This is a genomic window from Streptomyces sp. NPDC005799 (assembly GCF_040630525.1).
Classification (GTDB): domain Bacteria; phylum Actinomycetota; class Actinomycetes; order Streptomycetales; family Streptomycetaceae; genus Streptomyces; species Streptomyces griseorubiginosus_B.
Genome location: NZ_JBEXXQ010000025.1, coordinates 1 through 21,935, shown reverse-complemented (window position 1 = coordinate 21,935; position 21,935 = coordinate 1). Strand labels below are relative to the sequence as shown.

18 protein-coding genes are annotated in these 21,935 nt (G+C 71.6%); 13 read left to right on the top strand and 5 right to left on the bottom strand.

Annotated elements, in window-relative coordinates:
* Positions 1–21: 21 nt before the first annotated feature.
* Positions 22–3,042: a glycoside hydrolase family 38 C-terminal domain-containing protein gene (locus tag ABZ453_RS24310; protein WP_359017609.1), complete on the top strand. Its 3,021-nt coding sequence runs from the start codon at positions 22–24 to the stop codon at positions 3,040–3,042.
* A 16-nt stretch (positions 3,043–3,058) separates the two neighbouring features.
* Here ABZ453_RS24310 and ABZ453_RS24305 read toward each other — a convergent pair whose 3' ends face one another.
* Complete coding sequence (locus ABZ453_RS24305) at positions 3,059–3,742, bottom strand: TetR/AcrR family transcriptional regulator C-terminal domain-containing protein (RefSeq protein ID WP_359017607.1); 684 nt, start codon at positions 3,740–3,742, stop codon at positions 3,059–3,061.
* A gap of 138 nt (positions 3,743–3,880) precedes the next feature.
* Between ABZ453_RS24305 and ABZ453_RS24300 the strand changes: the two genes are divergently transcribed.
* Complete coding sequence (locus tag ABZ453_RS24300) at positions 3,881–5,014, top strand: NAD(P)/FAD-dependent oxidoreductase (RefSeq protein ID WP_359017605.1); 1,134 nt, start codon at positions 3,881–3,883, stop codon at positions 5,012–5,014.
* A 595-nt stretch (positions 5,015–5,609) separates the two neighbouring features.
* Here the strand turns inward: ABZ453_RS24300 and ABZ453_RS24295 are convergent.
* A complete protein-coding gene (locus ABZ453_RS24295) occupies positions 5,610–6,311 on the bottom strand; it encodes a FadR/GntR family transcriptional regulator (protein ID WP_359017603.1) in 702 nt (233 codons plus the stop codon).
* A 164-nt stretch (positions 6,312–6,475) separates the two neighbouring features.
* On the opposite strand from ABZ453_RS24295, the gene ABZ453_RS24290 reads away from it, so the two are divergent.
* Genes ABZ453_RS24290 through ABZ453_RS24255 form a run of 8 tightly spaced genes read left to right on the top strand, consistent with a single transcriptional unit; the run spans position 6,476 to position 14,286 of the window.
* A complete protein-coding gene (locus ABZ453_RS24290) occupies positions 6,476–7,546 on the top strand; it encodes a sugar ABC transporter substrate-binding protein (protein ID WP_359017601.1) in 1,071 nt (356 codons plus the stop codon).
* The gene (locus ABZ453_RS24285) at positions 7,543–9,060 is read left to right on the top strand and encodes a sugar ABC transporter ATP-binding protein (RefSeq protein ID WP_359017599.1); all 1,518 of its coding nucleotides are present in this window, start codon (positions 7,543–7,545) and stop codon (positions 9,058–9,060) included. The genes ABZ453_RS24290 and ABZ453_RS24285 overlap by 4 nt, the downstream gene beginning before the upstream one ends.
* The gene (locus tag ABZ453_RS24280; protein WP_133046562.1) at positions 9,053–10,081 is read left to right on the top strand and encodes an ABC transporter permease; all 1,029 of its coding nucleotides are present in this window, start codon (positions 9,053–9,055) and stop codon (positions 10,079–10,081) included. The genes ABZ453_RS24285 and ABZ453_RS24280 overlap by 8 nt, the downstream gene beginning before the upstream one ends.
* A gap of 36 nt (positions 10,082–10,117) precedes the next feature.
* Positions 10,118–11,458 carry an L-fuconate dehydratase gene (locus tag ABZ453_RS24275; protein ID WP_359017596.1) on the top strand — a complete coding sequence of 447 codons (1,341 nt, stop codon included), beginning with the start codon at positions 10,118–10,120 and terminating at the stop codon, positions 11,456–11,458.
* Positions 11,455–12,210 carry an SDR family oxidoreductase gene (locus ABZ453_RS24270; RefSeq protein ID WP_359017594.1) on the top strand — a complete coding sequence of 252 codons (756 nt, stop codon included), beginning with the start codon at positions 11,455–11,457 and terminating at the stop codon, positions 12,208–12,210. Before ABZ453_RS24275 ends, ABZ453_RS24270 begins: the two co-directional genes overlap by 4 nt.
* Positions 12,211–12,212: 2 nt before the next feature.
* Positions 12,213–13,154 carry an aldo/keto reductase gene (locus ABZ453_RS24265; RefSeq protein ID WP_359017786.1) on the top strand — a complete coding sequence of 314 codons (942 nt, stop codon included), beginning with the start codon at positions 12,213–12,215 and terminating at the stop codon, positions 13,152–13,154.
* Positions 13,151–13,465, top strand: a complete 315-nt coding sequence (locus tag ABZ453_RS24260) for an L-rhamnose mutarotase (protein ID WP_359017592.1) — start codon at positions 13,151–13,153, stop codon at positions 13,463–13,465. The genes ABZ453_RS24265 and ABZ453_RS24260 overlap by 4 nt, the downstream gene beginning before the upstream one ends.
* Entirely contained in the window at positions 13,462–14,286 is an 825-nt protein-coding gene (locus tag ABZ453_RS24255; RefSeq protein WP_359017590.1) for an amidohydrolase family protein, read from the top strand. Before ABZ453_RS24260 ends, ABZ453_RS24255 begins: the two co-directional genes overlap by 4 nt.
* A gap of 7 nt (positions 14,287–14,293) precedes the next feature.
* Here ABZ453_RS24255 and ABZ453_RS24250 read toward each other — a convergent pair whose 3' ends face one another.
* Complete coding sequence (locus ABZ453_RS24250; protein ID WP_359017588.1) at positions 14,294–15,718, bottom strand: lipase maturation factor family protein; 1,425 nt, start codon at positions 15,716–15,718, stop codon at positions 14,294–14,296.
* Positions 15,719–15,825: 107 nt separating this feature from the next.
* Here ABZ453_RS24250 and ABZ453_RS24245 point away from each other — a divergent pair, with 107 nt between their 5' ends.
* From ABZ453_RS24245 to ABZ453_RS24235, 3 genes are all read left to right on the top strand, one after another.
* Entirely contained in the window at positions 15,826–16,779 is a 954-nt protein-coding gene (locus ABZ453_RS24245; RefSeq protein WP_359017586.1) for a DUF6777 domain-containing protein, read from the top strand.
* Positions 16,780–16,870: 91 nt separating this feature from the next.
* The gene (locus ABZ453_RS24240) at positions 16,871–18,958 is read left to right on the top strand and encodes a SpoIIE family protein phosphatase (protein ID WP_359017584.1); all 2,088 of its coding nucleotides are present in this window, start codon (positions 16,871–16,873) and stop codon (positions 18,956–18,958) included.
* A 41-nt stretch (positions 18,959–18,999) separates the two neighbouring features.
* Entirely contained in the window at positions 19,000–19,863 is an 864-nt protein-coding gene (locus ABZ453_RS24235; protein ID WP_359017582.1) for a DNA-formamidopyrimidine glycosylase family protein, read from the top strand.
* Positions 19,864–19,891: 28 nt separating this feature from the next.
* On the opposite strand, the gene ABZ453_RS24230 is transcribed toward ABZ453_RS24235, so the two are convergent.
* Together ABZ453_RS24230 and ABZ453_RS24225 are read right to left on the bottom strand one after the other, a co-directional pair.
* A complete protein-coding gene (locus ABZ453_RS24230) occupies positions 19,892–20,563 on the bottom strand; it encodes a response regulator transcription factor (RefSeq protein ID WP_359017580.1) in 672 nt (223 codons plus the stop codon).
* Positions 20,560–21,762, bottom strand: a complete 1,203-nt coding sequence (locus ABZ453_RS24225) for a histidine kinase (protein ID WP_359017578.1) — start codon at positions 21,760–21,762, stop codon at positions 20,560–20,562. Before ABZ453_RS24225 ends, ABZ453_RS24230 begins: the two co-directional genes overlap by 4 nt.
* Between the last annotated feature and the right edge of the window lie 173 nt (positions 21,763–21,935).

Below are 21,935 nucleotides of genomic sequence, written 5' to 3'. Positions count from 1 at the left end.
CCGGCCCTTGGAGCACCCCGTATGCATGACGACCGCAGCCTGGTCGAAGCCCGTCTCAAGCGCGTCCTCGAGGAGCGCGTCCGGCCCGCCGTGTACCCGGAGTCGGTACCGCTGGAGGTGGCGGTGTGGCACGCGCCCGGTGAGCCGGTACCGGTCGAGGAAGGGATCGCGGCCGAGCCCGAGCCGATCACGGTGGGCGCTCGGTGGGGTGCTCCCTGGGGGACGAGCTGGTTCCGCGTCACCGGAACCGTCCCCGAGGCGTGGGCGGGCCGGACCGTCGAGGCCCTCCTCGACCTCGGCTTCGACGAGAACATGCCGGGCTTCCAGTGCGAGGGCCTGGTCCACCGGCCGGACGGCACTCCGGTGAAGGGCCTCAACCCACGCAACCAGTGGGTGCGTATCGGCGCGCCAGTCGAGGGCGGCGAGGAGGTGCGCCTGCACGTCGAGGCCGCCTCCAACCCCGTCATCCTCGACTACCACCCCTTCCTGCCCACCAGGATGGGCGAGAAGGACACCGCCGGCAGCGAGCCGCAGTACACCCTCACCCGTATGGACCTGGCCGTCTTCGACGAGACGGTGTGGCAGCTGGTGATCGACCTGGAGGTGCTCGGCGAGCTGATGGCCGAGCTGCCCGTGGAGTCGGCCCGGCGCTGGGAGATCCTGCGGGCGGTGGAGCGGGCCCTGGACGCGGTCGACCTGCAGGACGTCAACGGCACGGCGGGCGAGGCCCGTTCACGCCTGACCGGGGTCCTGTCCGATCCGGCCGCTCCCTCCGCCCACCGCATCAGCGCCGTGGGCCACGCGCACATCGACTCGGCGTGGCTGTGGCCGCTGCGGGAGACGGTGCGCAAGGTGGCCCGTACGACCTCCAACATGACGGCGCTGCTGGACGACGAACCCGAGTTCGTCTTCGCCATGTCGCAGGCCCAGCAGTGGGCCTGGGTGAAGGAACACCGGCCCGAGGTGTGGGCGCGGGTGAAGAAGGCGGTGGCCGACGGGCGGTTCGTGCCGGCGGGCGGGATGTGGGTGGAGTCGGACACCAACATGCCGGGCTCGGAGGCGATGGCCCGTCAGTTCGTGCACGGCAAGCGATTCTTCCTGGACGAGTTCGGCGTCGAGAACGAGGAGGCCTGGCTGCCCGACACCTTCGGCTTCGCCGCCGGACTGCCGCAGATCATCAAGGCGGCCGGCTCCAAGTGGCTGCTGACGCAGAAGATCTCCTGGTCGCAGACGAACAAGTTCCCCCACCACACGTTCCGTTGGGAGGGCATCGACGGCACCCGGATCTTCACGCACTTCCCGCCGGTCGACACCTACAACTGCTCGATGAAGGGCAGCGAGATCGCCCACGCGGCCCGCAACTTCAAGGACAAGGGAGTCGCCCGGCACTCCCTCGCCCCGACCGGCTGGGGTGACGGCGGAGGCGGTACGACCCGGGAGATGGTCGCGAAGGCGGCCCGCCTGAGGGACCTGGAGGGTTCGGCGACCGTCGCCTGGGAGACCCCGCGCGAGTTCTTCGAGAAGGCCGAGGCCGAGTACCCCCAACCGCCCGTCTGGGTCGGCGAGCTCTACCTCGAACTCCACCGCGCCACCCTCACCAGCCAGGCGAAGACCAAGCAGGGCAACCGTCGCAGCGAGCACCTCCTGCGCGAGGCGGAACTGTGGGCGGCGACGGCGGCCGTACGGACCGGATTCCCCTACCCCTACGAGGAGTTGGACCGCATCTGGAAGACGGTGCTGCTGCACCAGTTCCACGACATCCTGCCGGGATCGTCGATCGCCTGGGTCCACCGCGAGGCACGGGCGACATACGAACGCCTGGCCGCCGAGCTGAACACCGTCATCACAGCGGCCCAACACGCCCTGGCGGGGGAAGGATCGACCCCCCTCCTCTTCAACTCCGCCCCGCACACCCGCCACGGCGTCCTGGCCGGCGGCGCCGGCGCACCCACCACCGAGGGTGGGACGGTCCGGACGGTTCGCCCCGACGGCGGCCACATCCTCGACAACGGCTTGATGCGCGTCGAGATCGACGCCCGGGGCCTGGTCGTGTCGGCCCACGACATCGAGGCCGACCGCGAGACCATCGCCCCGGGCCGGGCCGGCAACCTGCTCCAGCTGCACCCCGACTTCCCGAACATGTGGGACGCCTGGGACGTCGACGAGTTCTACCGCAACACCGTCACCGACCTCACGGACACCGACGAGGTGGTCGCCGGTGAGGACGCCGGTTCCGTGCGGATCGTCCGGACCTTCGGCGCCTCACGCGTCACACAGGTGCTGTCGCTGCCACCGGGGGAGCGGCGGTTGCTGCTGGAGACGGAGGTCGACTGGCACGAGACGGAGAAGTTCCTCAAGCTCGCCTTCCCGCTCGACGTGCACGCCGAACGGTACGCGTCCGAGACGCAGTTCGGGCACTTCCACCGCCCGACCCACACCAACACCTCCTGGGAGGCGGCCAAGTTCGAGGCCTGCAACCACCGCTTCGTCCATCTGGAGGAACCCGGCTGGGGGGTCGCACTCGTCAACGACTCCACATACGGCCATGACGTGACCCGCACCGTGCGCACGGACGGCGACCGCGGTACGACCACCACGCTGCGGGTCTCCCTGCTGCGCGCCCCGCGCTTCCCGGACCCCGAGACCGACCAGGGGGTGCACCGCTTCCGGCACGCGCTGGTGCCGGGTGCCGGGATCGGTGACGCCGTGCGTGAGGGCTGGCGGATCAACCTTCCCGAGCGTCGGGTCGACGGCGCGGGCGAGGTCGCGCCGCTGGTGACGGTCGATCAGGAGGCGGTCGTGGTCACGGCGGTGAAGCTCGCCGACGACGGCAGCGGCGATGTGGTCGTCCGCTTCCACGAGGCCCACGGCGGCCGGGCGCGGGCCACCCTGACCGCGGGCTTCGCGGTCGCCGACGTCACGGTCACGGACCTGCTGGAACGTCCGCTGCCTCAGACGCCCGCACCACGGGTCGACGGCGAGCGCGTCGCCGTACGCCTGCGCCCCTTCGAGCTGATGACACTGCGGTTGCGGCGGGCCTGAGCCGGGGGAGTTGCCCTCACCGCCCACGCCACTCGTGGGCGGTGATCCCGGTGAGGATGAGGTCGATACCGGCGGCGAACTCGGCCCGGTCGTCGTGCTCGCGGAGCTGACCGGCGACCCCGCGGGTGAACGCGTACTGATCGGGGTCGAGTTCCTCCCATTCGGTCGCCACCGCGTCGAGGAACTCGGCGCGGTTCGTGCCCGGTTGGTGCGTCCGGGCGTTGGCCGCGTTCTGGCCCGCCACTCCGAGGACGTAGTTCAGCAGCGCGGACGCCGCCGTGAACTGGGCGGCCTCGGGCACGCCAAGGGCCCGCACCTGACGTCCGATGCGTTCGAAGACCTGGAGCATCGGCGGCTGCGCAGGGGTGCGGGCCAGCTGCGTGCCGACCCAGGGATGGTCGTCGATCGCGTCGAACAGGCCGAGCGCGAGGGCCCGGATCGCCTCGTTCGGCGTGGCGTCGGTGTGGTCGCCGGCGAGGGCCGTGGCGACGACGGCGTCGGTGGCGGCGGCGAGGAGTTCGGTCTTGCCCGCCACGTGCCAGTAGATCGCCCCCGGCCCGGTCGCGAGGCGCTCGGCCAGGGCGCGGAAGGTGAGCCCGCCCTCGCCGACCGAGTCGAGGAGCTCGACGGCGGCGCCGACGATGCGCTCACGGGAGAGCGGTTCCTGCCGTCGCTCCGGACGACGCGCCTTGGTTGCCATGAGGTCATCCTAACCGTCCTGGAACACCGTTCCAGCTTGACAGCGGCTGGAACGATGTTCCAGTGTGGGCTTCTGGAACGGCGTTCCAGAGGGACCGCCAGGCGTCCGGCCGGTGGTTCGCGATGAGGAGGAAGCACCATGACCACGCACGTCACGATCATCGGCGCGGGGCTCGGCGGGCTGACGCTCGCGCGTGTCCTGCACGTCCATGGGATCCCGGCGACGGTCTACGAGGCGGAGGCCTCGCCCGCGTCCCGCGCCCAGGGCGGGATGCTCGACATCCACGACCACAACGGACAGCTCGCCCTCAAGGCGGCCGGGCTCTTCGACGAGTTCCTCGGGATCGTCCACCCGGGTGCCGAGGCGTCACGGGTGATGGGCAAGGACGGAAAGGTCCTGCTGGACGAGCCCGACGACGGAGCGGGCCGGCGCCCGGAGGTGCCCCGCGGCGCCCTCAGGCGGATCCTGATCGACTCGCTGCCGGCCGACGCGATCCGGTGGGGACACAAGGCGATGAGGGTGCGGGCTCTCGACGAGGGCCGGCACGAGGTGACGTTCGCGGGCGGTACGACCGTGACGACCGGCCTGTTGGTCGGCGCGGACGGGGCATGGTCCCGGGTTCGTCCGCTGCTGTCCGACGCGAAGCCCGAGTACGTGGGCGTGTCCATCATCGAGACGTACCTCTTCGACAGTGACACCCGCCACCCGGCCACCGCCCGTGCCGTGGGCGACGGTTCCCTCTTCGCGCTCGCCCCGGGCAAGGGCATCAGCGCCCACCGCGAGCCCGACGGTGTCCTGCACACCTATGTACAGCTCGTGAAGCCGCGGGAGTGGCTGGAGGCCGTCGACTTCGCCGACGCCGGGGCGGCCCGGGCGCTGATCGCCGCGGAGTTCGAGGACTGGGCGCCGGAACTCACCGCGCTGATCACGGACGGTGAGACCACGCTGGTCCCGCGGCCCATCAACACCCTGCCCAGCGACCACCGTTGGGACCGGGTACCCGGCGTGACCCTGCTCGGCGACGCCGCCCACCTCATGCCCCCGTCCGGCGAGGGCGCCAACCTCGCCATGTACGACGCCGCCGAACTCGGCAACGTCCTCGCCGCGCACCCGGACGACCCCGAGTCCGCGCTCACCGCGTACGAGGAGGCCATGTTCCCGCGCAGCGCCGCCGAGGCCACCGCGTCCGCCCGGATCCACGAGCTGATCCTCGGCGAGAACGCCCCCCACAGCCTGGTCGACTTCTTCACGGGCAAGGGCCAGGCGGGATGAACTGGGGGAGCGGGCTGTGGCGCTGATGGTCGGGGCGGATGAATTCTGCCCCGGCACTCCCAGGGGCTGCCGTCACCCGCGAGTGCCGCATCTTCCCGGGGCTGCCGCCCGCGGCTCCAGCATGCCGAGGCTGCCGCCAACGGCGGGAGCTGCTTTCCCGCGGCTGCCGCCAGCCGTGGTTGCCGCTTCCCCCCCGGGGGGTGCCGTCAACCGCGGCTCCGCTTCTCCCGGAGCTTCCCTCGGCTTCGCCTCTCTCCGGGGCTGCCGTCAGCCGTGGTTGCCGCTTCTCGCGCGGCTGCTGTCAACCGCGGCTCCGCTTCTCCCGGAGCTTCCCTCGGCCTCGCCTCTCTCCGGGGCTGCTGTCAGCCGTGGTTGCCGCTCCTGGCGCGGCTGCTGTCGACCGCGGCTCCGCTTCTCCCGGAGCTTCCCTCGGCTTCGCCTCTCTCCGGGGCTGCCGTCAGCCGTGGTTGCCGCTTCTCGCGCGGCTGCTGTCAACCGCGGCTCCGCTTCTCCCGGAGCTTCCCTCCACCTCGTCACTCCCGGGGCTGCCGCCAGCCGCCGATCCCTTCCCCCGCCCCGGCCGGCCGCCGTTCCGCTACTCCCCGAGTTGGCTCCGTAGCCACTGTTCCACCTCGCCCACGTGGGCGGCCGCCGCAGCGCGGGCCGCCTCGGGGTCGTGGGCGACCAGGGCGCGGTGGATCGCCGAGTGTTCGCGGCGGGTGCGGGCGAAGGCGCCCTCCTCCTGGTAGCCGCGCCACACGCGGGCGCGGAAGGTCCGCGACGACAGGCCCTCCAGGATCGCGGCCATGGTGTCGTTGCCGGCGGCCATGGCGATCTCGCGGTGGAAGGCGAGGTCGTGGGCGAGGATCTCCTCGGGGTCGTCGGTGGCGTTCATCGCGGTGAGATGCTTCTCGACCTCGGCCAGCTGGTCCGGCGTGATCCGGGCCGCCGCCAGCGAGGTAGCCGTCGACTCCAGGATGCGCCGCACCTCCAGCAGCTCCACCAGCCGCGGCCCGCGCGAGAGATCGGCCACGACACCGAACGTCTCCAGCAGATCCCCGGCCTCCAGCTGCGTCACGTAGATGCCCGAACCGTGCCGGGCCTCCAGGACGCCCAGGACCGTCAGCGCGCGGATTGCCTCCCGCATCGAGCTGCGGGACATGCCCAGTTGGGAGGCGAGGTCGCGTTCGGTCGGCAGGCGCTGGCCGGGTTCCAGGCGGCCCTCGGCGATCATCGCCTTGATCCGCTCGATGGCGCGCTGCGTCACCGTGCCCTTCTGTGGGGCGGTCTCGTCCACGCCGTTCCTCCTGTCGCCGGTGCGCCGCAGTCTAACCCCGGGGGTGGTCGGACCAATACCGTCAGGAGAGGCGAAAAAATCCCGTCGGAGGGTGTTGTTTCCCGGAAGTGGTCTGATAAATATGCGGGCATCTGCTCGAACCCGCTCAACGAGGAGCCGCCCACATGCCCGGCACGACAGCGCGCAAGCAGTACAGGCCACGGATCGTCGGCGCGATGGCTGCGGTCGTCGGCGCCTCTCTCCTACTCGCCGCCTGCGGCAGCACCAAGGACACCGGCTCCGGCAGCGCCGGAGGCGGCGGGACCGGCAAGGTCGGGGTGATCCTGCCCCTGCTGACCTCGCCGTTCTGGCAGTCGTACAACGACTACGTGCCGAAGATGGCCAAGTCCGAAGGCGTCGACGCGCTGAAGACGGTCAACTCCAACAGCGACCCCTCGCAGCAGATCACCGACATCAACAACCAGCTCAACCAGGGCGTCAAGGGCCTCGTCGTGGCCCCGCTCGACAGCGCCGCCATCGAGGCCGGCCTCGACCAGGCGGAGCGCAAGGGCGTGCCGGTCGTCGCCGTCGACGTGGCGCCCGACAAGGGCAAGGTCGCCATGGTGGTGCGCGCCGACAACGTCGCCTACGGCACCAAGGCCTGCGACTACCTCGGCCAGCACGTCACCAGCGGCAAGGTCGTGCAGATCATGGGCGACCTGGCCTCGGTCAACGGCCGCGACCGCTCCCAGGCCTTCCGCACCTGCGTGAAGACGAAGTACCCCAAGCTCAAGGTCCTGGAGATCCCCGCCAAGTGGGAGTCCGACACGGCCGCCTCCCAGCTGGGCACCCTGCTCAACGCCAACCCCGACATCAAGGGCATCTACATGCAGGCCGGCGGCGTCTACCTCGCGCCCACCCTGCAGACCCTGAAGTCGAAGAACCTGCTGAAGGCGGCGGGCCAGAAGGGCCACATCGTCATCGTCTCCAACGACGGCATCCCGCAGGAGTTCGACGCCATCCGCAAGGGCGAGATCGACGCGACCGTCTCCCAGCCCGCCGACGCCTACGCCAAGTACGGCATGTACTACATCAAGGCGGCGATGGAGGGGAAGTCCTTCAAGCCGGGCCCGACGGACCACGACTCGACCATCGTCAAGCTGCCGAGCGGCATCCTCGAGGACCAGCTGCCCGCGCCACTGGTCACCAAGGACAACGTCGACGACCCCAAGCTCTGGGGCAACACGGTCAAATGAGCGCTTCCGACAGCCCGGCCGTACCGCTTGTCGAGGCACGCGACATCGTCAAGCGGTACGGCCCCACCACCGCCCTCGCCGACGGCCGGCTCACCGTGCTGCCCGGCGAGTCCCACGCCCTCGTCGGCCGCAACGGCGCCGGCAAGTCGACCCTGGTCCGTGTCCTCACCGGACTGGAGGCGCCCGACGAGGGCGCGGTCCGCTTCGACGGTGAGCCCGCGCCCGCGCTCACCGACCGCGACGCCTGGCGCCGCAAGGTCGCCTGTGTCTACCAACACCCCACCGTCGTACCTGAGTTGACGGTCGCCGAGAACCTCTTCATCAACCGCCAGCCACTCCAGCGCGGCTTCATCAGCTGGCGCAGGCTCCGCGGCGAGGCCGCCCGGCTCCTCGACACTTGGGACGTCCGCGTCGACCCCGAGGCCCGCACCGCCGACCTCAAGGTCGAGGACCGTCAAATGGTGGAGATCGCCCGGGCGTTGAGCTTCGGCGCCCGCTTCATCATCCTCGACGAGCCGACCGCCCAGCTGGACAACCGTGAGATCGAGCGCCTCTTCGCCCGCATGCGCGGCCTGCAGGACTCGGGCGTCACCTTCCTGTTCATCTCCCACCATCTGCAGGAGGTGTACGAGGTCTGCCAGACCGTCACCGTCCTGCGCGACGCGCGCTGGATCACCACGGCCCCCGTCGCCGACCTGCCCAGGGCGGCCCTGGTCGAGGCGATGGCGGGCGAGTCCATCGAGGTGATCGCCGAACAGGGCCTGCGGGAAAGGGCCGTCGACGATGCGGCCCCCGTCCTCCTCGACGCACGAGGGCTCACCTCGGAGGCGTACCAGAACGTCGACCTGACCGTCCGGCGCGGCGAGGTCGTCGGCCTCGCCGGCTCCAGTGCCAGCGGCAAGATCGAGCTGGCGGAGGCCTTCGCGGGCCTGCGCACCCCGACCGGTGGTACGGCCGAACTCGACGGTGAACGGCTGAAGTTCGGCTCGGTGCAGGCGGCTCTGGAGGCCGGCGTCGGCTGCGTGCCGCGCGACCGGCACGAACAGGGCCTGGTCGCCGGCATGAGCATCGGCGACAACTCCACCATGACCGTCCTGGACCGGCTCGGCCGCTTCGGCTTCATCGGCACCGACCGCAAACGCGGCTTCGCCGCCGAGCTGATCGACCGCCTCGACATCCACGCCGAGGGCCCCGAGCAGCCGGTCTCCGCCCTGTCCGGCGGCAACGCGCAGAAGGTCGTCATGGCCCGCGCCCTCGCCTCCGACCCCAGGCTGCTGGTCCTCATCAACCCCACCGCGGGCGTCGACGTGAAGTCGAAGGAGTCACTGCTCGCCCGCGTGGACGGCGCCCGCGAGGACGGCACCGCCGTCCTCGTCGTCTCCGACGAACTCGACGACCTCCGGCGCTGCGACCGCGTCCTCGTCCTCTTCCACGGCCGTGTCGTCGCCGAGCACCCGGCGGGCTGGCGCGACCACGAGCTGATCGCCTCCATCGAAGGAGTTGACCATGGCTGACACCAAGGCGGCCGAGCCGCTCGCACCGCTGAGCGCCCCCGTCGCGCGGTCGGCCAAGACGGTACTGCTGCGCCGGGCCCGCGAACTCGCCCTCGTCCCCGCCCTGTTGCTGCTGATGGTGCTGGGCGCGGTCGTCAACGACGCGTTCCTCACCGAGCGGAACCTGATCTCCATCCTGGGCGCCTCGGCCGCCCTCGCGATGGTCGTGCTCGCCGAGTCGCTCGTCCTGATCACCGGCAAGTTCGACCTCTCCCTGGAATCGGTGGTCGGCATCGCGCCCGCCGTCGGCGCCCTGCTCGTGCTGCCGTCCGCGGCCTCCGGCTGGGGCACCGAACTCCCCGCCGGGCTCGCCCTGCTGGCGATCCTCGTGGTGGGCGCGGCCGTCGGCGCCTTCAACGGCGTCCTGGTCGTCAAGTTCAAGCTGAACGCGTTCATCGTGACGCTCGCGATGCTGATCGTGCTGCGTGGACTGCTGGTCGGCGCCACCAAGGGCAAGACCCTCTTCGGCATGCCCGACAGCTTCTACACCCTGGCCACCAGCACCTTCCTGAACGTGCCGCTGTCGGTGTGGCTCGCGGCCGTCGCCTTCGCCGTCGCCGGGCTCGTGCTGAAGTACCACCGCGTCGGACGCGCCCTGTACGCCATCGGCGGCAACGCGGACGCGGCCCGTGCGGCCGGTATCCGCGTCGATCGGGTGATGCTCGGCGTGTACGTGGTCGCGGGTGTCCTCGCCTCGGTCGGCGGGATCATGCAGACGGGTTACGTGGGCGCGATCAGCGCCAACCAGGGCCAGAACATGATCTTCACCGTGTTCGCGGCGGCGGTCATCGGCGGCATCAGCCTCGACGGCGGCAAGGGCACCATGTTCGGCGCGCTGACCGGCGTACTCCTGCTGGGCGTGGTGCAGAACCTGCTCACCCTCGCCCAGGTGCCGTCCTTCTGGATCCAGGCCATCTACGGCGGAATCATCCTGGTCGCCCTCATGATCGCCCGTGTGACGACGGGCCGCGCCCAGGACTGACCCACCCTGACCCCGCCACCGACCGAAAGGCACTCCGTGTCCCCGACGCCCGTCCGCATCACCGCGGTCGACACCTACGACATCCGGTTCCCGACCTCGCGCGAGCTGGACGGCTCCGACGCGATGAACCCGGACCCCGACTACTCGGCCGCCTACGTCGTGCTGCGCACCGACGACGAGGACGGTCCCGAGGGGCACGGCTTCACCTTCACCATCGGGCGGGGCAACGATGTCCAGGTCGCCGCGATCCACGCGCTGCGCCACCACGTGGTCGGACGGTCCGTCGACGAACTGTGCGCCGACCCGGGCTCGGTCCACCGCGACCTGATCGGGGACAGCCAACTGCGCTGGCTCGGGCCCGAGAAGGGCGTGATGCACATGGCGATCGGCGCGGTCACCAACGCCGTGTGGGACCTCGCCGCCAAGCGCGCCGACAAGCCCCTGTGGCGGCTGCTCGCCGAGGCCGACCCCGAGTGGCTGGTCGGGCAGATCGACTTCCGGTACCTCACCGACGCCCTCACCCCCGCGGAGGCGCTGGAGATCCTTCGCCGGGGCAGGCCGGGCGCCGAGGAGCGCACCGCCCGGCTGCTGGAGCGCGGCTACCCCGGCTACACCACCTCCGCCGGCTGGCTCGGCTACAGCGACGAGAAGCTCACCCGGCTCGCCGCCCAGGCCGTCGCCGACGGCTTCACCCAGATCAAGCTGAAGGTCGGCGCCGACCTCGAGGACGACATCCGCCGCTGCCGGGTCGCCCGCTCGGTCGTCGGACCGGACATCCGCATGGCCATCGACGCCAACCAGCGTTGGGACGTGGCGGAGGCGATCCGCTGGACCAAGGCGCTGGCCGAGTTCGACCCGTACTGGATCGAGGAGCCCACCAGCCCCGACGACGTCCTCGGCCACGCCGCGATCCGCGAGGCCGTCGCCCCGGTCAAGGTGGCCACCGGCGAGCACGTGCAGAACCGGATCGTCTTCAAGCAGCTGCTGCAGGCCGGTGCCCTCGACGTCGTCCAGATCGACGCGGCCCGCGTCGGCGGCGTCAACGAGAACCTCGCCATCCTGCTGCTCGCCGCCAAGTTCGGCGTCCCGGTCTGCCCGCACGCCGGCGGCGTCGGCCTGTGCGAACTCGTCCAGCACCTGTCGATGTTCGACTACGTGGCGGTCACCGGCACCACCGAGAACCGGGTCATCGAGTACGTCGACCATCTGCACGACCACTTCCTCGACCCGGTGGTGATCCGCGAGGGCCACTACCAGGCCCCCGCCGCGCCCGGCTTCTCGGCCGCCATGCGTCCCGAGTCGATCGCGCGGTACACCTTCCCCGACGGCGACTTCTGGGTCGCCGACCTCGACGAGAAGAAGGGACATGCGGCATGACCGACTTCGAGGGGCTGAAGGCCCTGGTCACCGGTGGAGCCTCCGGCATCGGACGGGCCACGGCCGAACTCCTCGCCGCCCGCGGCGCGCAGGTCGCCGTCCTCGACCTCGACCCGTCCCCGGTGGAGAAACCGCTGCTCGGCTTCCGGGCGGACGTCACCGACGACACCTCCGTACGAGAGGCGGTGGCCGCCGCGGTCGCCGAGCTCGGCGGTCTCGATGTGGTGGTCAACAACGCGGGAATCGGCGCCCAGGGCACCGTCGAGGACAACGACGACGCCGAGTGGCACCGGGTCCTGGACGTCAACGTGGTCGGCATGGTGCGCGTGACCCGTGCCGCGCTGCCGCATCTGCGCCAATCGCGGCACGCGGCGATCGTCAACACCTGCTCCATCGCCGCCACGGCCGGCCTGCCGCAGCGCGCGCTCTACAGCGCGACCAAGGGCGCCGTGTACTCGCTGACCCTCGCCATGGCCGCCGACCACGTCCGCGAGGGCATCCGCGTCAACTGCGTCAACCCCGGTACGGCCGACACCCCCTGGGTCGGCCGCCTGCTGGACAAGGCCTCCGACCCGGCCGCCGAACGCGCCGCCCTGGAGGCCCGCCAGCCCACCGGCCGCCTGGTCTCCGCCGCAGAGGTCGCGGGCGCCATCGCCTACTTGGCCGGCCCCCTCTCCGGAGCCACCACCGGCACCTCCCTGGCCGTCGACGGCGGCATGCAGGGACTGCGCCTGAGGCCGGTGGGCCAGTGAGCATGCCCCATGGACTCGGTTTCGGAGCGGCCGGCATCGCCGGCCTCTACACCGAGGTCACCGACGAACAGGCGCACGAGGCCGTCTCCGCCGCCTGGCAGCGCGGCATCCGCTACTACGACACCGCACCCCACTACGGGCTCGGCGTGTCCGAACGCCGCCTCGGCGCGGTCCTGTGCGAGCACCCCCGTGAGCAGTACACGCTCTCCACCAAGGTCGGCCGCCGCCTTGAGCCCTCGTCCGACGGCGGGGACGACCTCGCGCAGGGCTTCGCCGTCCCCGCCACCCACCGCCGGGTGTGGGACTTCACCGCGGACGGCATCCGCCGCACCCTCGACGCCAGCCTGGAACGGCTCGGCGTCGACCGCGTCGACATCGTCTACCTCCACGACCCGGACGACCACGCCGAACAGGCCTTCCGCGAGGCGTATCCCGCGCTGGAGAAGCTCCGCTCGGAAGGCGTGGTCGGCGCGATCGGCGCGGGGATGAACCAGGCCGAGATGCTCACCCGTTTCGTCCGCGAGACCGACGTCGACGTGGTGCTGTGCGCCGGCCGCTACACCCTGCTCGACCAGAGCGCGCTCACGGAGTTCCTCCCCGCGGCCGTCGCCCGAGGCGTCTCGGTGGTGATCGGCGGAGCCTTCAACTCGGGCCTGCTGGCCGATCCGAAGCCGGGCGCGACCTACAACTACGCCGCGGTGCCGCCCGAGTTGCTGGAGCGGGCCCTGCGCATGCAGGAGGTCGCCCAGCGGCACGGCATCACCCTGCGGGCCGCCGCCCTGGCCTTCTGCATGGCGCACCCGGCCGTCACGAGCGTGCTGGTCGGAGCCCGTTCGGCGGCGGAGGTCCACGACTGCGCCGACCAGTTCGCGACACCGGTGCCCCCCGCCTTCTGGCAGGAGCTGCGGGAGACCGGTCTCCTGAGGACCGAGGAACCGTCATGAGAGTCGCCCTGCACACCAAGGTCCGCGCGGACCGCGTCGCCGAGTACGAGGCCGCCCACCGCGAGGTCCCCAGGGAGCTCACGGACGCCATCCGCGCGGCCGGCGCCACCTCCTGGACGATCTGGCGCAGCGGCACCGATCTCTTCCACGTCCTGGAGTGCGAGGACTACGGCCGCCTCCTCGCCGAGCTGGAGAAGCTCCCGGTCAACATCACCTGGCAGGCCCGGATGGCGGAGCTGCTGGACGTGGTGCACGACTACTCCGCCGAGGGCGCGGAGGCGGGGCTGCCCGTCGTCTGGGAGCTGCCATGACGGTGGACGCCCACCACCACGTCTGGGACCTGGCGGTCCGCGATCAGGACTGGATCCCCGAGGGCAGCCCGCTGCGGCGGACGTTCACGGTCGCCGACCTCGAACCCGAGGCGCGGGCCGCCGGGGTCGAGCGCACGGTCCTGGTCCAGACGGTCACCGTGCCGGAGGAGACACCTGAGTTCCTGGAGCTGGCCGCCGCGCACGACCTCATCGCCGGTGTGGTCGGCTGGACCGACCTCACCCGTCCCGACATCGCCGACGAACTGGCCCGGCTGCGAGAACTTCCCGGCGGCTCGTACCTCAGGGGCATCCGCCACCAGGTCCAGGGCGAGCCGGACCCCGAATGGCTGCTGCGCCCGGACGTACGACGGGGTCTCGCGGCCGTGGCCGCCGCGGGCCTGGTCTACGACCTGGTCGTCCTGCCCCACCAACTCCCGTCCTGCGCCAAGGCGGCCGCGGACCTCCCCGACCTCACCTTCGTCCTCGACCACTTGGGCAAGCCCCCGATCGCCCCGGGCACCCTCACTCCCTGGTCCACCGACCTGCACGCCCTCGCCGCCCGACCCAACACCGTCGCCAAACTCTCCGGCCTGGTCACGGAGGCGAACCCCGCCGGCTGGACCACCGACGACCTCCGCCCGTACGCCGAGACGGCCCTGGAGGCCTTCGGCCCGGACCGCCTGATGTTCGGCTCGGACTGGCCGGTGTGCACGGAGCGAGCGACCTACGGACAGGTCATCGACGCAGCCCGCCAGTTGACGTCCCCCACTGAACACACCCAGCTCTTCGAGACCACGGCCGCCCGCGTCTACGGCCTCTAGACCATCGCTACGTCCGCTGCGCCGCCCCCGTCAACCGGGTGGGCGGCAGATACTCCCGTACGTAGCTCCGCTCCCAGCACGCCCCCGTCGCCCGTAGCTCCCGCCAGCTCGTGTACCGGTAGCGGAAAAGGCGGGCGCGGATGTAGCGGGGCGGGGCGTCGGCCGGGAACGGGGAGCGGCGCAGGAGACGCAGGGTGTCGCGGTCGTTCTCCAGGAGCCGTTCCACCAGGGCGCCGAACCAGGAGCCGGCGTACCCGGGCGACAGCGCGGCGAACCACATCAGCCAGTCCAGGCGCAGATGATAGGGCGCGAACTGGCGGGGCCAGCGCTGTGGATCGCCCGGCTTGCCCTTGAACTCGTACTCCCGCCAGTCCGAGTCCTCCCGCGGCACGTCGTCGTCGGTTCCCTCGATCACCACCTCGTACCGGATCCGGCTGACACTCCCGAACGCCCCGTAGGTGTTGACCAGATGGAGCGGGTCGAAGGAGCGGTTCATGATCTGGCGGCGGGAGATCATGTTGCGGACGGGGTGGTAGCTCAGCCCCGCGAGGAGGACGGCGACGGCCAGCACCAGGACCTCGTACCAGAGTGGGGTGGCCGGGAGCGTGGACGGCGCGTCCTCGGGGAGCCGCAACGCGGAGCCGGCCAGGACGATGGTGATCCAGTTCAGCCAGGAGAAATTGCCCGACAGGACCAGCCACAGCTGGGTGACGATCATCAGGGACGCGGCGGCCGTGGCGATCGGCTGGGGTGTGAACAGCAGGATGGGCACCGCGAGTTGGGTGACATGGTTCGCGGCCACCTCAACCCGGTGCGCGGGCTTGGGCAGATGGTGGAAGAACCAGCTCAGCGGGCCCGGCATCGGCTGGGTCTCGTGGTGGTGGTCCAGGCATGTCAGCTTCCGCCAGCACGCGTCACCGCGCATCTTGATCAGCCCCGCGCCGAACTCGACACGGAAGAGGATCCAGCGCAGGAGGAACAGGACGACGACCGGCGGGGCCACCTCGTCGTTGCCGAGGAAGACCGCCAGGAACCCCACCTCCAGCAGCAAGGACTCCCAGCCGAACGCGTACCAGGTCTGACCGACGTTGACGATCGACAGATACAGGGCCCAGGGGATCAGCCACAGAAGCATCCCGGCCCAGAGCGGGACGTAGGAGTCCAGCCCGGCGAGCAGCGCCACCGAGACCGCGCAGCCCGTCCACGCGCAGACCGCGAAGAAGCGGTCCGAGTAGTGGAGGTGGAAGATGCTGGGGGCCTGCCGGAAACGCACCCGCTGCACGAACCGGGGGACCGGCAGCATGCCGCGCTCGCCCATCAGCGCGCGGAACTGCAGGGCCGCCGTCAGGAACGCCACCAGGTACACGCCGGCCAGGGCCCGCTGGAAGACCAGCCGGCTCATCCAGTACTCGGGTGCGGTGAACCAGTCCACGGCCGTGCGCTCCTCACCTCATTGTCGCGCCGAACCCTATGTCACTCTCCGTGTAACCCTCCTCCGCTTGCGTAACCCAAGGGAGTCAAGCAGACAATAGTGACGAATTGCCTGCTTTGAGGCTGGAGGACGAGGTGCGGACAGTCACCGGAACCCTCGCCACCGCCTGCGCGCTCTCCGCGGCGCTCATCGCCGTCGGCTGCGCCGGCAGCGGCGGGACGGAAACCAGGTCGAGCGGTGAGGTCTTTCTGCTGCCGGCCGCTGGCCAGGGACCGGACCCGTTCACCCCGTCCACGGCCACCACGACGCCCACCCCGTCCGCCACCGCCCGTGCGGTGCGGGCGGTGGGCGCCCCGAGCGCGCGGGCCCCTTCGGGCAGCACCCCCGGGCTGTACGCCGGGACCGCGCGCGTCGGCAGCTGCGATGTGAACCGGCAGATCGCCTACCTGACCTCCGACCCGGCCAAAACCCGCGCCTTCGCCCGGGCCGAGGGCGTCACCGAGGCGTCCGTCCCGGACTTCCTGCGCGGCCTCGCGCCGGTCGTGCTGCGCGCCGACACCCGGGTCACCGACCACGGCTTCCGCCACGGCCGGACGACGGACTACCAGTCCGTGCTCCAGGCCGGCACCGCCGTCCTCGTCGACGACCGGGGCGTACCGCGCGTACGGTGCGCCGGCGGCAACCCCCTCGCTCCGGCCCTCCCCGAACGGGGCCGCTTCGGCACCGAGGGCCGCTCCTGGTCCGGCTTCCGGCCCGGCCAGGTGATCGTGGTGACCCCGGCACCCCAGGTGATCACCACCGTCACGATCATCGACGTCGTCCACGGCACCTGGATCGAACGCCCCATCAGCCACGACGTGCGCCACGACCACGTCATACCGCCACCGGCCGGGCAGACCCCGGCGACGATGCCGACACCGCCCGCCGGCTCGGACGCCGGCGAACCCGACGCCACCGCGGCCGCGCCGGCCGACGTCCCGCCGGCGACGGCCACCCCGCCGCCGACGCCCGGCCTGACGACCACCGTCTTCGACAGTCCCACGGACGTCTTCGACGGCTGAGCGGTCCTCCGCGACCGCGGGACGGGCAATCGACGCAACAATCCGGTGCCTCCCGGTCGAAGAATCAGGCAAACCCTGGCAAGGTGGCCCCATGGTTGATCGGGGAGCGAGCGCCCTGTCACTCCCGGACGACTGGCCCGCCCATCCGGACCCGATTCTGGCGCTCAACCAGATGGGCAGTTTCGATTGGGACCTGGACAGCGGCCTGTTCCACATGGACGCCCAGGCCCACGAGGTCTTCGACCTGCGCCCCGACGAGTACGACGGCAACCCCGCGAGCCTCGCCCTCCGGGTCCCGCCGTCCGAGGCCTACCGCCTCGACACCGCCGTCACCCAGGCCATGAAGGACGGCAGCGAGAACTACGGCGCCTACTTCCGCGTCCGCCGCCGTGACGGCAGCCTGCGCTGGACCCACACCCAGGGCTACATCCGGCGCGACGAGACCGGCCGCCCGCGCCGGATCATCGGCATCGTCCGGGACGCCACCCAGGAGCTGATCGAGAGCGCGTCCCGGCAGGAGCAGGCCGCCCTGGACGAGGCCCGGCGTCGGCAGACCAACGTCGTCCAGCTCACCACGGCCGCCCTCGCCCACGCCCGCACCGTCCAGGACGTCATCGACGTCCTCAAGGACACCCACGGACTGACCCACCTCGGCGCGACCAGCCTCGTCATGGGCCTGGTCGAGGCCGGCCGGATCCGGCTGATCGCCGAGGGTCCCGAGGGCAGCTTCGTACCCGGCACCCTCGTCACCGGTATCGACGAGCCCTACCCGATGAGCGAGGTCGTGCGCACCCTCACCCCCCGCTTCATCGAGTCGCCCGAGGAGTTCGCCAAGGGCTTTCCCATCCTGTGGCCGCACATCACCGACCTGAACATCACTTCGGCGGCCTATCTGCCGCTGATCGTCCAGGCCCGCCCGATCGGCGCCATGGGCCTGCTGTACAGCGACCGGCGCGGCTTCTCGCCCGACGAACGCAACGTGCTGGTCGCCCTCGGCAGCAGCATCGCGCAGAGCCTGCAGCGGGCCATGTTCTACGAGCAGGAGAAGGACCTCGCCTCCGGTCTCCAGCAGGCCATGCTGCCGCGCACCATCCCCAGCGTGCGCGGCGCCGACGTGGCCGTCCGCTACCGCGCCGGCACCGCGGCGGGCTCCCTCGCCCGGGACATCGGCGGCGACTGGTACGACCTGATCCCGCTGCCCGGCGGCCGGGTCGGGGCGGTCATCGGCGACGTCCAGGGCCACGACACGCACGCCGCGGCCGTCATGGGCCAGCTGCGCATCGTGCTGCGCGCCTACGCCGCCGAGGGCCACACCCCGGCGACCGTCATGGCCCGCGCCTCGGTCTTCCTGCACGAACTCGACACCGACCGCTTCGCGACCTGTCTGTACGCCGAGGCCGACCTGTCGACCGGGGTGGTACAGGTGGTGCGGGCCGGGCACATCGACCCGCTGATCCGGGAGGCCGACGGCGTCTGCCGCCGCATCCCCGTCGAGGGCGGGCTGCCGCTCGGCCTGTCCGCCGAGTTCCGCAGCCTCGAATACCCCGTCGGCACCCTCGAACTCGATCCCGGCAACACCCTCGTGCTGTGCACCGACGGCCTGGTCGAAAAGCCCGGCGCCGACCTCGACGACGGCATGCGGACCCTGACCGCCCTGATCGCCACCGGCCCCGACGACGTCCGCGATCTCGCCGACCGCCTCATCGACATCGCCGAGGCACGTGGGGGCGACGACGACGTGGCCCTGCTCCTGCTGCGCCGCCGCGGACTGGACACCCAGCAGTCGGGCGGCCGGCTCCAGCAGCACGTGGCACCCGGTGACCCCGAGGCCCTCACCCAGGCCAGGCACATGATCAGGGCCGCGGTCCGCGCCTGGGGCGCCGAGGACCGCGCCGACGAGGTCGAACTGGTCGCCGACGAACTGGTCACCAACGCGCTGATGCACACCGAGGGCGCGGCGATCGTCACCCTCAGGGTCCTCACCGGCGGCGACCGGCGGCTTCGCGTCGAGGTGGAGGACTCCTCCAGCGCCCTGCCGCGCCGTCGCGAGGCGGGCGAGTCGGGGGTCTCCGGGCGCGGGCTGATGCTGGTCGACCTGCTCACGGACGCGTGGGGGGTGGAGGCGCGCGGCGGCGGCAAGTGCGTGTGGTGCGAGTTCGTCGTGCCGGGACGGGACTGAACCCGCGTGGCGTTGTCGGTGCCGGGTGGCACTCTGGACGTATGCCGGAACTCCCCGAGGTGGAAGCGCTCAAGGACTTCCTGACCGAGCACCTGGTCGGGCACGAGATCGTGCGTGTGCTGCCCGTCGCGATCAGTGTCCTGAAGACGTACGACCCGCCGCCTGCCGCCGTCGAGGGCCGCGAGGTCACCGCCGTGCGCCGGTACGGCAAGTTCCTCGACCTCGTCACCGACTCGGGCCCGCATCTCGTCACCCATCTGGCCCGCGCGGGCTGGCTGCAGTGGAAGGACAGGCTTCCCGACGGCCCGCCCCGCCCCGGCAAGGGCCCCCTCGCCCTGCGCGTCGCCCTGGAGACCGGCGAGGGTTTCGACCTCACGGAGGCCGGCACACAGAAACGCCTCGCGGTGTACGTCGTCCAGGATCCCCAGCAGGTCCCGGGCCTCGCCCGCCTCGGCCCCGACCCGCTCGCCGACGACTTCGACGAGCGGACCTTCGCCGGGCTGCTGAAGGACGAGAGACGCCGGCTCAAGGGCGCCCTGCGCGACCAGAGCCTGATCGCCGGGGTGGGCAACGCCTACAGCGACGAGATCCTGCACGCGGCCAAGATGTCCCCGTTCAAAGTCGCCGCGAGCCTCACGCCCGAGGAGACCACCCGCCTTTACGAGGCCCTGCGCACCACTCTGACGGAGGCGGTGGAACGCTCGCGCGGCGTCGCGGCCGGCCGGCTGAAGGCCGAGAAGAAGAGCGGCCTGCGGGTGCACGGCCGCACCGGCGAACCCTGCCCGGTGTGCGGCGACACCATCCGCGAGGTCTCCTTCAGCGACTCCTCCCTCCAGTACTGCCCCACCTGCCAGACCGGGGGGAGACCGCTCGCGGACCGCAGGATGTCACGGCTGCTGAAGTAGCGGAACGTCACGGCCGAAGCAGCGGACGTCATGCCCCCACCCGCACCAGCCCGCTCTCATAGGCGAACACCACGGCCTGCACCCGGTCGCGCAGCTCCAACTTGCCCAGCACACGGCCCAGATGGGTCTTGACCGTGGTCTCGCCCAGGTGGAGCCGCTCGGCTATCTCCCCGTTGCTCAGCCCCCGCGCCACCAGCGCCAGGACGTCCCGCTCGCGCTCGGTCAGCCGCTCCAGCCGGCCCTTCTGCTCGGGCGGGGCCGCGGGCAGCACGAAGCGTTCCACGAGCCGGCGCACCACCGAGGGCGCCATCATCACCTCGCCCCGCAGCACCGCCCGGACGGTCACCAGGATCTCCTCGCCGACCGCGTCCTTGACCAGGAAGCCGCTCGCGCCCGCCCGCAGGGCACCGTAGGCGTACTCGTCGACGTCGAAGGTCGTCACGACGAGGATCTTCGGGGCGGCGGGTTGCGCGAGGATGCGCCGGGTCGCCGCCAGGCCGTCGACGCCCGGCATCCGTACGTCCATCAGGACCAGGTCCGGCTCCAGCTCGGCGCTGCGGGCCACCGCCGTGTCCCCGTCCGCGGCCTCGCCGACGACGCTCAGGTCGGGCTGGCTGTCGATCACCATCCGCAGCCCCATACGGATCAGCTCCTGGTCGTCGCAGAGCAGGACGCGGTACGGAGGACGGGCGTCGCTCACGGGGACACCGGCCACAGGGTCGCGTCCACGCGGTAGCCGCCGTCGTCCGTCCGGCCGGCGTCCACCGTGCCGCCGTACAGCGCGGCCCGTTCCCGCATGCCGGCCAGGCCATGGCCGGCCGACGGCAGGGCGGGCACCCGGGTGGGGACGCTGCCCGCGGAGTTGTCGACACGGATGCGGACGCGGCGGCCGGGGCCCGGGGTGCCGACGTCGACCCGGACGCGGGCCGTGGCGTCCGGCGAGGCGTGCTTGGCGACGTTGGTCAGCGACTCCTGCACGATCCGGTACGCCTGCGCGGTCAGCCCGGGCGGCAGCTCCCGCGGATCCCCGCACAGGTCGAGATCGGCCGCACCGGGAAAGCGGTCGACCAAGGTCCGCAGACCACCGAGGTCCGCACGTGGGGTGGAAGATATCTGCCGGTATGAGGATGTGTGCGCATCCGATTCCGTCCCGTCCTCTTCCGCCGGCTCCCGCAGCATGCCCAGCAGCCGGCGCAGTTCGGTGAGGGCGTCCCGGCCGGTCGTGCTGATGGTGTGCAGCGTGCGGTCCACCGCCTCGGGGTCGGTGTGCCGGGCCAGTCTGCCGCCCTCGGCGTTGAGCACCATCACGCTGACGCTGTGCGCCAGCACGTCGTGGATCTCGCGGGCCATCCGAGCCCGTTCCTCGGCCACCACGCGGCGCGCGGACTCGGCGAGGAACGCCCGCCGCTGCCGCACGTACGCACCGCACATCCACGCCCCCGCCGGCCACAACGACACCGTCACCGGCGTCACCCACGGGTTGGGGCCGGCCCCGGCCGGGCCGGTGGAGGCGAGCCACTGCGGCGTCCACAGCAGCACGCACGCGGCGACGCACACCGCCGTCGCCACTGCGGCGCGGCGCAGTCCCCGCACCGCCAGCACGTACAGAACGGCGGCCACGGCGAGCACCCCGGGCCCCGGCTCCCGCCCCCAGACCGAGGCCACGTATTGCGTCCAGAAAGCGGCGGTGACGGCAGCGGCCACCGCGACGGGCGCGCGGCGGCGCCACCACAGCGGCAGCACCAGCGCCGCGCTCACCGCGATCTGCACCCACACCGGCCGCCAGCCGTCCTGCTCCCGGATCAGCGGAGGCAGCCCCACCAGCGCCATCACCAGCGCGTCCGTCAGCCGGGGATGGCGCCGCAGCCGGCGCGACAGGCCGTCGATCAGTCGAAACACCGGCCCACGTTAGGCCGGGCCGGGCTCCGCGCGCGTCGTCCCGCAGGCTGCATCCGGGTCGTACCGCAGGACTAGGCGCAATGCCGCTGACTTTGGGGTGAGTTGCTTGTAGCTTGTGGCTGGGAGGGTGCTGGTGCCACGGGCTGGGCAGGTGAAGCCGCCGGTTGAGGAGC

Excerpts from the sequence above, each read along its gene's own strand:
- ABZ453_RS24280 (WP_133046562.1), top strand. The coding sequence starts at position 9,053 with ATGGCTGACACCAAGGCGGCCGAGCCGCTCGCACCGCTGAGCGCCCCC.
- ABZ453_RS24260 (WP_359017592.1), top strand. The coding sequence starts at position 13,151 with ATGAGAGTCGCCCTGCACACCAAGGTCCGCGCGGACCGCGTCGCCGAG.
- ABZ453_RS24290 (WP_359017601.1), top strand. The coding sequence starts at position 6,476 with ATGCCCGGCACGACAGCGCGCAAGCAGTACAGGCCACGGATCGTCGGC.
- ABZ453_RS24235 (WP_359017582.1), top strand. The coding sequence starts at position 19,000 with ATGCCGGAACTCCCCGAGGTGGAAGCGCTCAAGGACTTCCTGACCGAG.
- ABZ453_RS24305 (WP_359017607.1), bottom strand. The coding sequence starts at position 3,742 with ATGGCAACCAAGGCGCGTCGTCCGGAGCGACGGCAGGAACCGCTCTCC.
- ABZ453_RS24240 (WP_359017584.1), top strand. The coding sequence starts at position 16,871 with ATGGTTGATCGGGGAGCGAGCGCCCTGTCACTCCCGGACGACTGGCCC.
- ABZ453_RS24310 (WP_359017609.1), top strand. The coding sequence starts at position 22 with ATGCATGACGACCGCAGCCTGGTCGAAGCCCGTCTCAAGCGCGTCCTC.
- ABZ453_RS24300 (WP_359017605.1), top strand. The coding sequence starts at position 3,881 with ATGACCACGCACGTCACGATCATCGGCGCGGGGCTCGGCGGGCTGACG.
- ABZ453_RS24270 (WP_359017594.1), top strand. The coding sequence starts at position 11,455 with ATGACCGACTTCGAGGGGCTGAAGGCCCTGGTCACCGGTGGAGCCTCC.
- ABZ453_RS24255 (WP_359017590.1), top strand. The coding sequence starts at position 13,462 with ATGACGGTGGACGCCCACCACCACGTCTGGGACCTGGCGGTCCGCGAT.
- ABZ453_RS24265 (WP_359017786.1), top strand. The coding sequence starts at position 12,213 with ATGCCCCATGGACTCGGTTTCGGAGCGGCCGGCATCGCCGGCCTCTAC.
- ABZ453_RS24285 (WP_359017599.1), top strand. The coding sequence starts at position 7,543 with ATGAGCGCTTCCGACAGCCCGGCCGTACCGCTTGTCGAGGCACGCGAC.